Raw genomic sequence first — 13,326 nt, forward strand, 5'->3', positions numbered from 1 at the left:
GTGGATCAATTTTGGATGCAAATTAGGGGTTGAAGTGGATCAATTTTCGATGCAAATTAACACCCAAAGCTTATCTAGCCATTATTCGAATTATGTTGGCGGCGAATTTGAGTTGACTGAAGATATGGCTTTATATGAAAAGTCCGAGGGTAATTTTAGCTTTTATAATGTCTCATTAGTGAGGCAAAGCGATTGTTGTCACCAGGGAAGGTTAATAGCAAATTTATCCGAGGGAACAAAAATTACTGTTGATGATGTTTTGCGATATACGTTTTTTACAAACGACTGTAATGAGGCAATTGGCAAGATTAACTTTGACGACAAACTTATAAAGTTTGAGTTTTTTATCAATTGTAATTACGAAGGATTGAAAATATCTAAGTCACTTCCTTGGGGAAAATCAAAAGCCTAATAATGGGCTGCTTTGAGCGAACAGCAGACGGTGGTAAGTTCTAATTATCGACTCATTCAAGCTGTTATGAGAGTAGGAAATCATGTACCACAACCTGGTTAAATCTCTAGCTATAGGTTCAGCACTTGGGATTGTCATAGCTGTTTCAAGAGTAGATTCGTCGATAGTTGGAATGCTTGTTTCGTTGGTTGCATGCCTGATTGCAGGCGCAGTTACAGTTATAACAATTTCTAGCAGACCTAATTTATATGCCTTACCTGCAACTTTAATTTCAGGCTTCTTGATATGCTTAAGTTATGGTCTAAAAGTGGGTTTGTTTTATACATTAGGGGTAGCTTTGACGTATGGGGTTATATCTGTTCAATTACTCCAAGCAATTGGTGTTTCATTTGATAACATAAAGTATATATTTGAAGCAATACGTAAAAAGAAATAGCTTGCTACAGTTGATGATATAACCAATGATTCACAGGCTGTTGTGTCGACTTACCCCATTTTCCAAAATTGAAGATTTAAAGATTTTTATGAAAAAATTAGGCATCGGGATTCTGGTTATCCTGTTGGTAGGATGTATATCACTCCCAAAATCTGAAAAAGAGTTGAAAACCAACCATTATCAAATCGTAGCGAGGTGCGTTGAAAATGATTTGTCGGAAACCTATCAAGCTATAGCCAAACATACGGCGAGATGTCATGGTGGGTCGGAAGGTACAATTGTTCCAGCTTCGGGCGGTTATATGGCCTTATCAACTGAAGATCGCATTGAGGGTTTTATATCCAAAGACCAAACTTATGCGAAAGTTTCAGTCGAGCACATTAATCCGGTTGCAGGTGGTTTTCTACAGCTCATCGAAATTGAGAGTACAGAAGCTTGCCCAACATACATAAAAGTGTACCAACTCAACGATTCAACTAAATGGGAAACTGCTACTGAATCAGTGTTTAAGTGGATTAACGGAGATAGCGATTCTTGTTTTGACATGTTTTAATCTGGCTTAACAAAATTGTGTAAGGCTCTAATGAGCTGTGAGTTCAAGCGGTGAGTGCAACGCTTGAACTCACAGCGAGTAGCAGTCGTTGAAGAATAAGAAGATCAAAATGCCTAGGACAGAGCAAGATAAAAGCTGGTGGATAAATAGAATGAGAGCACAAAGCCAAAAAGTGCGTTTTCATTTAATAGCTTTTATAGCCTCATTAATATTTTCTGTAACGTCATATTATTCAACTCCATTATTGTTTGTAATTTCTTTGTGGGTTATTGGTTTACCCATACTTGGTGTTTGTTTTCATGGTATTCTCTGGTTTGAATCAAAGTATAAAATCAGACGACTCTAAAGAGCGATCTGCAGCCGTTGATGTTTTGTAAAGTTGTTCTTTTTAGCTTCTGAACTACGAGCTTTCCTCCATATTCAGGAATATGAGCAATTTGCGCATTTTTGTCCTTATACCACTCGTCAAACTATCTATTATTTTCCTACCTAGCAGAAACTTAGTAAATTTGATAAAACGTAGTAATCAGAAAAGTGAGCAACTTGCGCACTATTAAATTGTTAGTAGCTACAAGGAAAGTTGAGAGTGATTTGGAATCTATTTCGGAAAAAAACAATTGATCCCGATAGAAATATCGTAGATGAGTTGGCTAATGACCTTCAAGACAAAGGCCAAATCGATAAACTTGAAGATGGCCTTTTACAAATTAAAAAAGATCCTCTCAATGAGAAAGAGACTGAGTCTTGGCATCATTTATATGGAATATGTGCTTTTCAAAGGGGTGAGCATGAAGTGGCCTCAGAGAGGTTCAAAGAGGGACTTGATGCTTGCCCTGAAAGTAGTCAGTTCAGATTTTCTTTAGCTCAAGAATATATATTTCTCGGACAGCCCGAGAAAGCCTTCCCCTTGTTCGATGAATGTCTATTTCCCACAGTGTCTCGTGAATTTACATTGGCTATGAGTAGGTATGCATATCTTTTTTCAGAATATGAGAGAGGCATTAAGTATCTAAATAGATTTTTCGAAATATATAAGGAAGTAAAAATATTAGATGATCACTTTTTATATGTACGAGGGTTGCCATTTTTTGGTACTGCCTGGTCTCACTTAGCTGCACATTGCGTTTTATCTGATAATAAAGAAACCCTTAAGTTGGTAACCTCGGACATTAGTAACTGCTGCCGTGACTATGATTTTGACTTTTTGAAAACAGAGCTTGAAGCAATTCTTGATAATGACTTTAGAAAAATGATAGAGCTTTTACACTCTAGGCAAGATCGGATAAGAAAATATAATGGATCAACTTCATATAATGATTTTAAAATTGCATTGTTCGAATCTTTTTCATCGAAAACCTTTCAAGAGGCATTGGATAAAATTAATTCCGTTGAGCTTTCGAACAACGATTTTCCATGGCTTGAAGATATTCGTACTCTAGCAAAAGCAAAAGCTGCTCACAGATTTAATCATGATAGTGAAAGAGAATTGGTTGGCTCATTCTTGCATAATCAGTCAATGCTTTTTGAACCAGATCATGCTGTATCATTTGGTCTTTTGGGATATCAAGAAGTTATCAAGCCACAAGTAGAAATAGTAGCTGCTAACAAAGCATTGCAGCGGACAAGCCGCTGAATGCGGCGTTATCACCTCGAAACCAGCGTATATTAGCAATTGCTAACGGGCAGCTAATGACACGATTGCGACGTCTCCTTAAATAGCGTAAGTTATTGAAAAGTTGTTAGCCGTGAGCGGCTGAGAAGAGCGACAAGCAGACGTAAAATGAATAGGAATAAGTTGTGAAAATAATTATAAAAACAGGGTTGCTTTCAGCCTTTATACTCCTCTCAGGGTGTCAAACAACATCTGAGAAAACAGGCAGTGTTTCTCCTGTGATTGCGAACGCAATTGAGAATAGAGATGAAATAAAGCCAGTCGTACATATTGAAGCAATGTATCCGAAAGATGCTTTTGAACAAAACATAGAAGGATATTGCCGTGTCTCTTTCGATATTAAGCTTAATGAATCGAGTAAACCGCATAATATAAAAGTTTTAGAATGCTCGCCAAAAGGCGTATTCGAACAGAGCTGCATAAATGCTGTGAAAAAGTGGTTCTTCATTGCCACAAGTGAAACCGAGTCTCTTAAGGGGCTAATTACCACATGCAAATTTGAACTAAGTTCATAAGATATTTATAGGCAGTCGTGATCGGCTGATTTGAGCGATCAATTTACAGACCTTCAGCTTCCACGAGTCAATGCCACCTAAATGGATATGATTTTGAATAAAATTCTCATCTTACTTTCAGTAATAACTCTCAATGCTCACGCTTCAAACATAATCGATATTGATTGTGGAGAATATAACGAAGCTCTTGATACCAATAAATCGAGGTATAAATTTACTATTGAGACAGAAGTTGAAGCAGGTAAAGAGGCTTTAGAAAGATTTTTTAGAGTCTTTGGTGAAGAGCCTACCTCTCGTCCTCAAGAAATTTATACCTTGTTAGATCGTTCTACTGCAAAAATTAAAAAGTCATTTTTAAGGCGTTCAACAGAAACAGAAACCGAACAGTTTGGAAGTGAAGTCGTTGTAGAACATCAAAAAATTCAACCTCATATTGTTTTATCGTTTGAAGATAATTTAATCATTAGTTACAACAATGGGGAGTTTGGTGGCAACCTATTGCTCATCGATTCTAATGACGAAGTCAAATCATTAAAGGCAATTAATGTTGAAGATATTTACCGGATGCCTATTGGTATTGTTATTACTTCAGGGTTGGCTCATCTATCAGATAACTACGGTTATATATACATTCTTCATCAAGATTTAACGTTGGAAAAATATTTTGGGTTAATTGGTATGCCCCGTACTTCCTGGCTTTTAGAGAATGGAGATTTGATTATCAATAGTTACCCAAAGGGTAGCCAACTATTGACCGTAGAAGGGGATCTGAAAAGAGTTAATTGTTACGAAAAATAATAAGTCTCCAATGACGGCTAATGGCACATAGCCGCCGTTCAGTGTTGTGGTGGTAGATTCCCTGTCGTGGCAGGGAATGACGCAGTTTTTGTGGCTTTTACCAACGTTTCATAAAATGAAACGTTATCCACCTAATGCGTTTTGCGCATTATCCCTCCATTACGATTTATCGTAATCTCCACCCAAAGAAACGTGTTTCTTTCTCCACCTTGAGGGAATTTCAATTCCCGTTATTGGCACACTAGAGACATTCGGCTCTTGCCAAGATTCCCTGTAGTTTCAGGGAATGACTCAAGGGTTTTTGCTTTTACTCGAAGCGACGTTTTTTTGTCGCGTGCTAGGAACAATCTTTAATTGTATGCTCGGAATATCGCTTGCGATACGTGCTAGGAGTGGTGTTTCCACCACGTGCTCACGAAGGCTCTAGCCTTCGTGAACATAATCTTCAGGCATTAAGGTTGCCTTGATCAGGATTAACGGCTCGACCGGAACGTCATCAAGATTCAAATCTTCATTAAAGTCGGTTTCAACTTCTGACATCTGCATCAACAATTCTTCACCAAATGTGACATGGCCAAACACGGTATAGCCCCAGTTACGGCCTGGATCTAAGCTGGTGTTATCGCCAACGTTAAAATAGAACTGTCGGGTTGCTGAGTGAGGATCGTTTTGGCGAGCCATAGCAATGGTGCCAATCTCATTTTTCAGGCCATTGCCTGATTCGTTGTAGATCTCGTCGCCATTTTTACGAGGAATATGATTGGGGTCGTAACCTCCACCCTGGACAACAAAGTCGATGATAACGCGGTGGAATATGGTGTTGTTGTACTCACCCGAAATTACGTAATTGATAAAGTTATTAACCGCGATAGGCGCTTTAACACGATTAAGCTCAACAATAATCACGCCTTTGTTGGTTTCCATTTTAATTTGCGGGTACAAATTATTGGCGGCAATGATCTTACCTTGCGGCTGTGGATGTGAAAACGCTTGCCCACTAAAGGCAAGCGTAATTAACGTTGCGAATAAAACCCTCTGAAACAGAGACATAAATTACCCTTTGATAAACTCTTGTAACTGTTCATCTTCCAACACCTGGTCAATCAATTTTGACAGCTGGGTGTTGAAGTCACGTTGTAAGGTTTCAATATTAGCATTTAATGGACCGCGGCTGGTTGCACGAAGGGTAAACGTCTTCGACATGGTTTGTGCCGAGTTTTCCATTTTCACCTGCAACTTGATGATGGTATTGGCACGATAATCCAGTACGTCCTGGTTAACATAAGTACGCGCGCGCTCGACATCAAAGATTACTTTCAGATCACTTTCTTCATTCAGGTTCAGACCCTGATTAGAAAGCTGGTTGGTAAACTGGCGATTTAATACTTGCGACAATGCTGCGGACGAGTCGATAGTCGTTGACGGACGATCGATATTTAACACTTCAACAATATGCCCCTTGTCACGGCTATCAGTTACCGAGATTTTAGCGCTTTTCTGTTGATAGATTTTCGCCGGAGTATTGATTAGATCCGGTTGTAGCTCAATCATACCTGTCTTCTCAGCGCAGGCAGATGTTAGAGCTAATGTTCCTATAACAAAGAGATTTTTTAGTTTCATAATTTTACCGCAGATAACACAACAAATTTCTTATTACTCGAGACAACGCGGGCATTACCAAACAATCTTTTTAATTTGATATGGTATCCCAATTGTCTGTTGCCTATTATCCTGACTTCACCACCCGCATCCAAGACTTGATAACAATCTTGAAACATTTGCCAGGCGATATGATCGGTAACCGCCTGTTGCTGGTGAAATGGGGGATTACATAAAACCAGGTCGAGACTGGACGCCTGGACCTGGCTTAAACAATCGTTCCAGTGAAACTCACATTGCGACAATTGTTTGGAAAAGTTTTTAGCGACATTAGCGCGGGCAGATTCCACCGCCATGTACGATTCGTCGAAAAAATGTAGATTTAAATCAGCTTGTTGCTGTAAAAGCGCCATACCTAAAACGCCATTACCACAGCCTAAGTCGGCGACCTTGGCACCGGCTTTAACGTTAGGTAAGTGCTCAAGCATGAAGCGCGCACCAATATCGAGACTGTCTCTGGAAAACACATTGCTGTGATTACTCACTTGCACGCCTTTTAGCGCCGGAACATCGACTGACCACTGGTTCGGCGCAATCAATTCTGTCTCGAGTTTTGCATTTCTGTTAACGAAAATAAGGCGTGATTTTTTCCAGGCCAGAGAGGTTTTACAATCCCCGAGTTGCTGCTCCACTAACTTTAATGTTGAGGTATGTATCTCTTTGGCTTTGCCGGCAATGATAATTTTCGTGTCGGCATGGCAAAGTCGGTGGATTTGCTGCAGCTGGTGCTGGAAATAGGCTTTGATCTTCGGCAGTTTTATCAGGATCAAATCGACTTTCTTGTCAGGAAGATGAAGGCTGTCGAAAAAGGTAAGATTATCTGGCTCGATTAGATTATTGGCAAGATTGTGTTTTATCCCCTGAGTCGCGACATAGGAATCGGTAATTACACTAACCTTGTGATTACTCAGGCTGCAACTCAGGGCGCCGAAGCTGTCATTGAATATGGCGATTTCTGGAGTCGATGCATCATAGAGAAGTGATTGCTCAACCAGGGTCTTTAACAAATACTCATCGGCGCTATCCCAGGCCTGAAGGCTACGGGTAACCTGTGCTGGAGGAAAACGTTCGAGCACCAGCAAATCGCTCTGGCGAGCACTATCTATGCTATCCAGAGCTTGGTCAATAAGTAAGCCATCCGCTTTTTTCGGATTCAGACAGGGGCTGAGCATTTGTTGTTATTGTCTCGTCGTGATTACAAGGCTAAGTCTAATAAATACCTGGAAACCTAAAGTTAGACTGGGTATTTAACAAGGCTGACTCAGCGAACTATTATTGTTAATTTAAATTTTTAGATTAAATACTTAGTAGATTAGGTATAACACTTTGGCTGTTAGCCATGTGTTAAATTTTCTTTAAATATTTAGTCAATGGCGCTATTGTCGCATTATTCAAGGCTATATGCCACAGGCAATCCATGGCGATTCATAAAAAGTTACAAGGTTTTTTACGCTCAGATCAAAGAGGCAGAAATGCTACATTTTTCTGCGACGATAACCTGCTGTATTTACCGGATTTTTATACGGCGCAGCAGGCAGATATTATTTATAGCAAATTAGCGCAGGAAATGAGCTGGCGACAGGAAAAAATTGCCATGTTTGGAAAACGGGTATTGATCCCCAGATTGCAGGCCTGGCATGGTGACTCAGAATGTATCTATCGCTATTCCGGTTTGGATCTCATTCCCGAACCATGGACACCAGCGCTAACGCAGGTTCGCGAAGATCTCAATGCTGTTGCGCAAACGCCATTTAATTCCGTTCTCGGTAATTGGTATCGGGATGGTCAGGATTCCATGGGCTGGCACAGTGACGATGAAAAGGCACTCGGCGAGCATCCGGTTATTGCCAGTACCTCGTTTGGGCAGGAACGGCGATTTTCATTAAGACACAAAAGCAGTGGCGAAAAACAGTCAATCTTATTAAAATCTGGAAGCTTAATACTCATGTATGGTGAGTTACAACAAAACTGGCAACACAGCTTGCCTAAATCCGCCAAACCCATGCAGGGTCGTATTAATTTAACCTATCGCATCATTAAGTATCCGGTAGTGCCCGAATCTAGCTAATTTCAATTTGCCAAATCAAATAAGAGTTCTTCAAATGACAATTGCCGCACAAATCGAACAAAAGTTAATGTCTGAGTTAGCACCTTCTCACTTGCAGGTTATCAATGAAAGCTACATGCATAATGTGCCTGAAGGCAGTGAGTCGCATTTCAAGGTGGTCGTGGTGAGCGACCAGTTTGCTGGCCAGCGCTTATTGCAGCGTCACCGTGCAATTAACGCAGTACTTGCGGATGAGTTAGCCAATCATATTCATGCCCTGGCAATACATGCCTACGACCCAGAGCAATGGCAAAAGATGTCTGCCGACCAGGTACCAAGCTCGCCGGATTGCGCAAGTAAAAAATAACGCCTTTAAAGAACAAGTGGGAGTATTGCCAAGATTACTTGCAATTCCCACCTTCCATCATGGTTCTTATTTTGAAGTAAGCTTCGCTGGTGGAAGAGGTAAGCTAAAGCTGGTGGGAGAAAAAGCACAACTTCCACCTCCCACCATTTCAGCTTTGTTGAAACTCCACCTTCAAGGCTTGCCTTGACTCCAACTTTGAAGATTGACTTCAACTCCACCCTCGAATCGTTTTTTGATTCGATTCCACCTTCTTTCTTCATCTTCCTATTTCCCTCCAATTCTGGTATCTATAGCTAAAAAATAATAATCAAACACCAGCAAGGATTTGCGGGTGTCTTCACTGGGGGATTGAATGTTCAGCTCGTGGCTTGAAAAAGTCGTTACATTCATTGATAAGGTCAATGAAGTTCTTGGAAGGCTAATTGCCTGGCTTACCCTGATAATCGTAGTGCTTACGTTTTTAATCGTGGTGTTGCGTTATGGTTTTAATATTGGCTCTATCGCGCTTCAGGAATCGGTACTCTATGCCCATGCAACTATTTTCATGTTGGGCGCGGCTTACACCCTAAAACATAATGGTCATGTGCGGGTCGATGTGTTTTACCATCGTTGCAGTGCAAAAACACAAGCTTGGATCAATCTATTTGGCACGGTATTCCTGCTTTTTCCGGTAATGATTTTTACCGCATGGATCAGCAGCGATTTTATTGCCGCATCCTGGAACATTCTTGAAAAATCCCGCGAACCAGGCGGATTACCCTTTGTTTATCTAAATAAATCTCTGATTTACGCCCTGGCTTTTACCATGGGTTTGCAAGGCATCAGCGAAGTTTGTCGCAATGTGTTAATCCTGCAAGGTAAGCTCGTTGCTGACAATGAAGAGATGGAGCAGGTGTAATGGAATATTTAGCGTTATTAATGTTCGCCTGTATCTGTCTGATGCTGCTTATCGGTTATCCGGTAGCGCTGACCTTAGCTGGAACATCCTTGTTATTTGCCGGAATCGCTGCCTTTTTCGGTGCCTTTGATACCTCTTATTTATCGGCTTTTCCAAGTCGCGTCTACGGAATTTTAAATAACCAGACCTTATTGGCGGTGCCTTTATTTGTGTTTATGGGGGCGGTGCTTGAGAAAGCACAAATTGCGGAAAAACTGTTAACGTCGATGGCGCAGTTGTTCTCAAGATTCCCTGGCGGTCTGGCGATTTCCGTGACTCTGGTTGGTATGCTACTCGCCGCTAGTACCGGCATCGTTGGTGCAACCGTAGTAACCATGGGGCTGTTATCTTTGCCAACCATGTTAAAGCGTGGTTACAACACCTCGTTTTCAACAGGTATTATCTGTGCAACGGGTACACTAGGACAAATTATCCCTCCATCTATCGCGTTAGTATTGCTCGGTGATGTACTTAGCAATGCCTATCAGCGCGCGCAATTGGACATGGGCAACTTTAATCCGGATACGGTCAGTGTTGGTGACTTGTTTGCCGGCGCGGTTATTCCGGGATTATTGCTGGTTGCCATGTATATCGTATATATCGTGGTGGTTACCTGGTTAAAGCCTGAGATGGCGCCTGGTCGCGAAGAAGATAAAGAAACCGTCAACTGGTCCAGTTTACTTGGCGCTTTGCTACCGCCTCTTATTCTGATGGTAGTCGTACTTGGTTCGATTCTAGCTGGTTTCGCCACGCCTACAGAAGCTGCAGGTGTTGGCGCTTTTGGCGCTTTGGTGCTGGCCACCATACAAAAGCAATTAAGCCTTGATGCTCTGAAAGCGGTGATGCAATCGACCTTAAAAATCTCGTCGATGGTGTTCATGATCTTAATTGGCGCTAGCCTGTTTTCCCTGGTGTTTCGTGGTTTAGGCGGTGAAACCCTGATTCATGGTATCTTCAGCGATTTACCCGGTGGTGTTCTCTCGGCGACGATCCTGGTCATGGTGGTGATTTTCTTACTTGGCTTTATTCTCGACTTTATTGAAATTACCTTTGTGGTGATCCCGATTGTGGCTCCCATTTTGTTAATGATGGGATTAGACCCGGTATGGCTTGGGATCATGATCGCGGTAAACCTGCAAACCTCATTCTTAACGCCGCCGTTCGGCTTCGCGCTATTTTATTTGCGTGGTGTTGCAGATAAGAGTATAAAAACCCTACAAATTTACAAAGGTGTATTGCCGTTTATCGTAATTCAGCTGATATTGCTGCTAGCCCTGGCGTTTTTCCCGGAACTCGCAACCTGGCTACCTGATAATCTGTATTCCTGATGCAATTGGCCATTTTAAAAGGTCATGTAGTTAAAAATAATAAGGACAATAATGAAGAACCAAACGATTAAGGCATTGTTTGTTGCCTGCCTGACACTGGCATTATCGGCCTGTGGTGAGAAAGACATACAATCTGGCAGCGAAGCTGCGCCGCAGAAAACCTACAAGTGGAAACTGGTTACGTCCTGGCCGAAGAACTTCCCAGGCTTGGGTATGGGCCCCGAGAAATTTGCTAAGTATGTCAATGCAATGAGTAACGGCCGGTTGACCATCGAAGTATTCGGGGCAGGGCAGTTGGTTCCGGGTTTTCAGGTATTTGATGAAGTCTCAACTGGTGGTGCCCAGATGGGCCACAGCGGAGCCTATTACTGGAAAGGTAAAGCGCCAGCGGCATCCTTCTTTGCTGCGGTTCCATTTGGTATGAACGCTCAGGAAACCAATGCCTGGTTGCACTACGGCGGTGGTTTGGAGTTATGGCGTGAGCTATACAAACCGTTTGGTATTATTCCCATGGCTGGCGGTAATTCCGGGGTTCAGTTTGCCGGTTGGTTCAATAAAGAAATCAAATCCATTGATGATCTGCAAGGATTGAAAATGCGCATCGGTGGTATCGGCGGTGAAGTCTTTAAACGTGCTGGCGGTGTTCCGGTGAACATGCCGGGCGGTGAAATCTTCTCTTCTTTACAGAGCGGCGCCCTCGATGCGTCTGAGTGGGTAGGGCCTTACAACGATAATGCGTTTGGTTTTTATAAAGCCGCTAAGTTTTACTACTCTTCTGGCTGGCAAGAGCCGCAGGCAACCTTAGAATTTTTAATTAATGAAAAAGCCTTCAATGAATTGCCGGCAGATTTGCAGGAAATCGTGACAGTCGCAGCCAGAGCGGTAAATCAGGATATGCTTGATGAGTACACAGCCCGCAATGCCAATGCGTTGAAAACCTTAGTTAATAAGCATAATGTCGAGGTTCGAACCTTCCCTGAGCCGGTGATGCAGGAGCTGAAAACCCTGAGTGAAGAAGTGATCCAGGATATGGCCAAACAGGATCCTATGGTGGCGAAAGTCTGGGAGTCGTACCAGAGCTTCTATCAGGACATTCGTGAATATCACAAGCTGTCTGAGCAAGCTTACTACATCAATCGCCAATAGGCGCCAATTGATAGTTTAAATCAGAAAAGGGCAGGCATTTTTGTCTGCTCTGACCTCATTACCCGCCAAGCTTAGGTATCATAAGCGCAATTTTGATAAATGAATTTAACAAAACAAGGTTAACCCGAATATGATTATTCAACCGAAAATCCGTGGATTTATTTGTACTAACGCCCATCCAACCGGTTGTGCTGCCCATGTCAACGAGCAGATTGAATATGTAAAAGCTCAGCCTCAGGCGAGCGAAAAACCCAAGAACGTATTGGTTATCGGCGCATCGACTGGTTACGGTCTGGCATCTCGTATTACCGCTGCATTCGGTAATGGTGCTAAAACCTTGGGGGTTTTCTTTGAAAAGGAACCTTCGGAAAAACGCACCGCATCTGCTGGCTGGTACAACACAGCAGCATTTCAACAAGCCGCTGAAAAAGAAGGCCTGTGGTCGAAAAATATTAATGGCGATGCGTTTTCTCACGAAATTAAACAAAAGACCATTGATGTCATCAAAGAAGACTTAGGTCAGATTGATTTGGTGGTTTATTCACTAGCATCTCCTCGTCGTACCGATCCTGATTCTGGTGAAGTTTATTCTTCCACCCTTAAGCCTATTGGCCAGGATGTCACCACCAAAAACCTGAATACCAGCAAGCGCATTATCGATGAAGTTTCCGTTGAAGCGGCAAATGAAGAAGAAATCGCAGGCACTATCAAAGTAATGGGCGGCGAAGATTGGGAATTGTGGTTAAACGCGTTGAGAGAAGCAGGCGTACTAGCGAAAAGTTTTAAAACCGTCGCTTACACCTATATCGGTAAAAAGTTAACCTGGCCAATCTATGGTAAAGCCACTATTGGTCGTGCCAAAGAAGACTTAGACAGAGCCGCTGCGGCAATTAACGAAGCCAACCAGGATTTACACGGCAGTGCATTTGTTACCTCCCTTAACGCCGTTGTTACTCAGGCAAGCTCGGCAATTCCAATCATGCCTCTTTATATCTCGGCATTGTTTAAAGTGATGAAGGAGGATGGCACCTACGAAGGCTGTATTGAACAGATTCAAGGGCTTTTCCGTGACAACCTGTATGGTGAAAATCCGACTCTGGATGAAGTAGGTCGTCTGCGTCAAAACGTCAAAGAGCTTGAAGATTCGGTTCAGGATCGTGTTCAGACCCTTTGGGATGATGTCACCACAGAAACCATTGATGAGATGACCGATTATCAAGGTTATCACAACGAGTTTTTACGTTTGTTCGGCTTTGGTCTGGATCAGGTTGATTACGATCAGGATGTTAGCCCTGTCGTTGCCATTAACCAGCTTCAGGATTAGTTGCGGTTAATTTTTTACAAATCGTTAAAAGGCAGATGTTTATCTGCCTTTTTTTATTTTTTTAGAGAATAGCACTTTAGTATGATACCTTATTAGTCAAATTCTCTGTTTGCACCCACCAGTTCGCAGTTC

General features: G+C 42.1%; 16 protein-coding genes. 12 read left to right on the forward strand and 4 right to left on the reverse strand.

Annotated elements, in window-relative coordinates; translation table 11 throughout:
* Window positions 1-34 precede the first annotated feature (34 nt).
* From FNC98_RS04600 to FNC98_RS04625, 6 genes are all read left to right on the forward strand, one after another.
* Complete coding sequence (locus FNC98_RS04600; protein WP_143580154.1) at window positions 35-412, forward strand: hypothetical protein; 378 nt, start codon at window positions 35-37, stop codon at window positions 410-412.
* 82 nt (window positions 413-494) lie between these two features.
* Window positions 495-848 carry a hypothetical protein gene (locus FNC98_RS04605; protein WP_143580155.1) on the forward strand — a complete coding sequence of 118 codons (354 nt, stop codon included), beginning with the start codon at window positions 495-497 and terminating at the stop codon, window positions 846-848.
* A gap of 88 nt (window positions 849-936) precedes the next feature.
* On the forward strand, window positions 937-1,401 hold the full coding sequence (locus FNC98_RS04610) for a hypothetical protein (RefSeq protein WP_143580156.1): 465 nt from the start codon (window positions 937-939) through the stop codon (window positions 1,399-1,401).
* A gap of 586 nt (window positions 1,402-1,987) precedes the next feature.
* Window positions 1,988-3,034 (forward strand): tetratricopeptide repeat protein, encoded by a 1,047-nt coding sequence (locus FNC98_RS04615; RefSeq protein WP_143580157.1) that lies wholly within the window; start codon window positions 1,988-1,990, stop codon window positions 3,032-3,034.
* 164 nt (window positions 3,035-3,198) lie between these two features.
* Window positions 3,199-3,588 carry an energy transducer TonB gene (locus tag FNC98_RS04620; RefSeq protein ID WP_143580158.1) on the forward strand — a complete coding sequence of 130 codons (390 nt, stop codon included), beginning with the start codon at window positions 3,199-3,201 and terminating at the stop codon, window positions 3,586-3,588.
* Between the two features lie 93 nt (window positions 3,589-3,681).
* Entirely contained in the window at window positions 3,682-4,386 is a 705-nt protein-coding gene (locus FNC98_RS04625; protein ID WP_143580159.1) for a hypothetical protein, read from the forward strand.
* A gap of 423 nt (window positions 4,387-4,809) precedes the next feature.
* Here the strand turns inward: FNC98_RS04625 and FNC98_RS04630 are convergent, their stop codons facing one another.
* The 3 genes from FNC98_RS04630 to FNC98_RS04640 form a co-directional block, all read right to left on the reverse strand.
* Complete coding sequence (locus tag FNC98_RS04630) at window positions 4,810-5,436, reverse strand: peptidylprolyl isomerase (protein ID WP_143580160.1); 627 nt, start codon at window positions 5,434-5,436, stop codon at window positions 4,810-4,812.
* A 3-nt stretch (window positions 5,437-5,439) separates the two neighbouring features.
* The gene (locus tag FNC98_RS04635; protein WP_185968060.1) at window positions 5,440-5,937 is read right to left on the reverse strand and encodes a YajG family lipoprotein; all 498 of its coding nucleotides are present in this window, start codon (window positions 5,935-5,937) and stop codon (window positions 5,440-5,442) included.
* Between the two features lie 65 nt (window positions 5,938-6,002).
* Window positions 6,003-7,217, reverse strand: a complete 1,215-nt coding sequence (locus FNC98_RS04640) for a methyltransferase (protein WP_143580162.1) — start codon at window positions 7,215-7,217, stop codon at window positions 6,003-6,005.
* Window positions 7,218-7,462: 245 nt separating this feature from the next.
* Between FNC98_RS04640 and FNC98_RS04645 the strand changes: the two genes are divergently transcribed.
* Together FNC98_RS04645 and FNC98_RS04650 are read left to right on the forward strand one after the other, a co-directional pair.
* Window positions 7,463-8,113, forward strand: a complete 651-nt coding sequence (locus FNC98_RS04645; RefSeq protein ID WP_143580163.1) for an alpha-ketoglutarate-dependent dioxygenase AlkB family protein — start codon at window positions 7,463-7,465, stop codon at window positions 8,111-8,113.
* A 34-nt stretch (window positions 8,114-8,147) separates the two neighbouring features.
* Window positions 8,148-8,459 (forward strand): BolA family protein, encoded by a 312-nt coding sequence (locus tag FNC98_RS04650; RefSeq protein WP_143580164.1) that lies wholly within the window; start codon window positions 8,148-8,150, stop codon window positions 8,457-8,459.
* Window positions 8,460-8,464: 5 nt separating this feature from the next.
* Here FNC98_RS04650 and FNC98_RS04655 read toward each other — a convergent pair whose 3' ends face one another.
* Complete coding sequence (locus FNC98_RS04655) at window positions 8,465-8,719, reverse strand: hypothetical protein (RefSeq protein WP_143580165.1); 255 nt, start codon at window positions 8,717-8,719, stop codon at window positions 8,465-8,467.
* Between the two features lie 92 nt (window positions 8,720-8,811).
* Here FNC98_RS04655 and FNC98_RS04660 point away from each other — a divergent pair, with 92 nt between their 5' ends.
* From FNC98_RS04660 to fabV, 4 genes are all read left to right on the forward strand, one after another.
* On the forward strand, window positions 8,812-9,357 hold the full coding sequence (locus FNC98_RS04660) for a TRAP transporter small permease subunit (RefSeq protein WP_143580166.1): 546 nt from the start codon (window positions 8,812-8,814) through the stop codon (window positions 9,355-9,357).
* Window positions 9,357-10,724, forward strand: coding sequence for a TRAP transporter large permease subunit (locus FNC98_RS04665; RefSeq protein WP_143580167.1), 1,368 nt, complete (start codon window positions 9,357-9,359; stop codon window positions 10,722-10,724). The genes FNC98_RS04660 and FNC98_RS04665 overlap by 1 nt, the downstream gene beginning before the upstream one ends.
* A gap of 51 nt (window positions 10,725-10,775) precedes the next feature.
* Window positions 10,776-11,870, forward strand: coding sequence for a TRAP transporter substrate-binding protein (locus FNC98_RS04670; RefSeq protein WP_143580168.1), 1,095 nt, complete (start codon window positions 10,776-10,778; stop codon window positions 11,868-11,870).
* Between the two features lie 130 nt (window positions 11,871-12,000).
* On the forward strand, window positions 12,001-13,194 hold the full coding sequence (gene fabV / locus FNC98_RS04675; protein WP_143580169.1) for an enoyl-ACP reductase FabV: 1,194 nt from the start codon (window positions 12,001-12,003) through the stop codon (window positions 13,192-13,194).
* The last annotated feature ends 132 nt before the right edge of the window (window positions 13,195-13,326 follow it).

The sequence above is a fragment of the Thalassotalea sp. PS06 genome (assembly GCF_007197775.1).
Taxonomy (GTDB): domain Bacteria; phylum Pseudomonadota; class Gammaproteobacteria; order Enterobacterales; family Alteromonadaceae; genus Thalassotalea_A.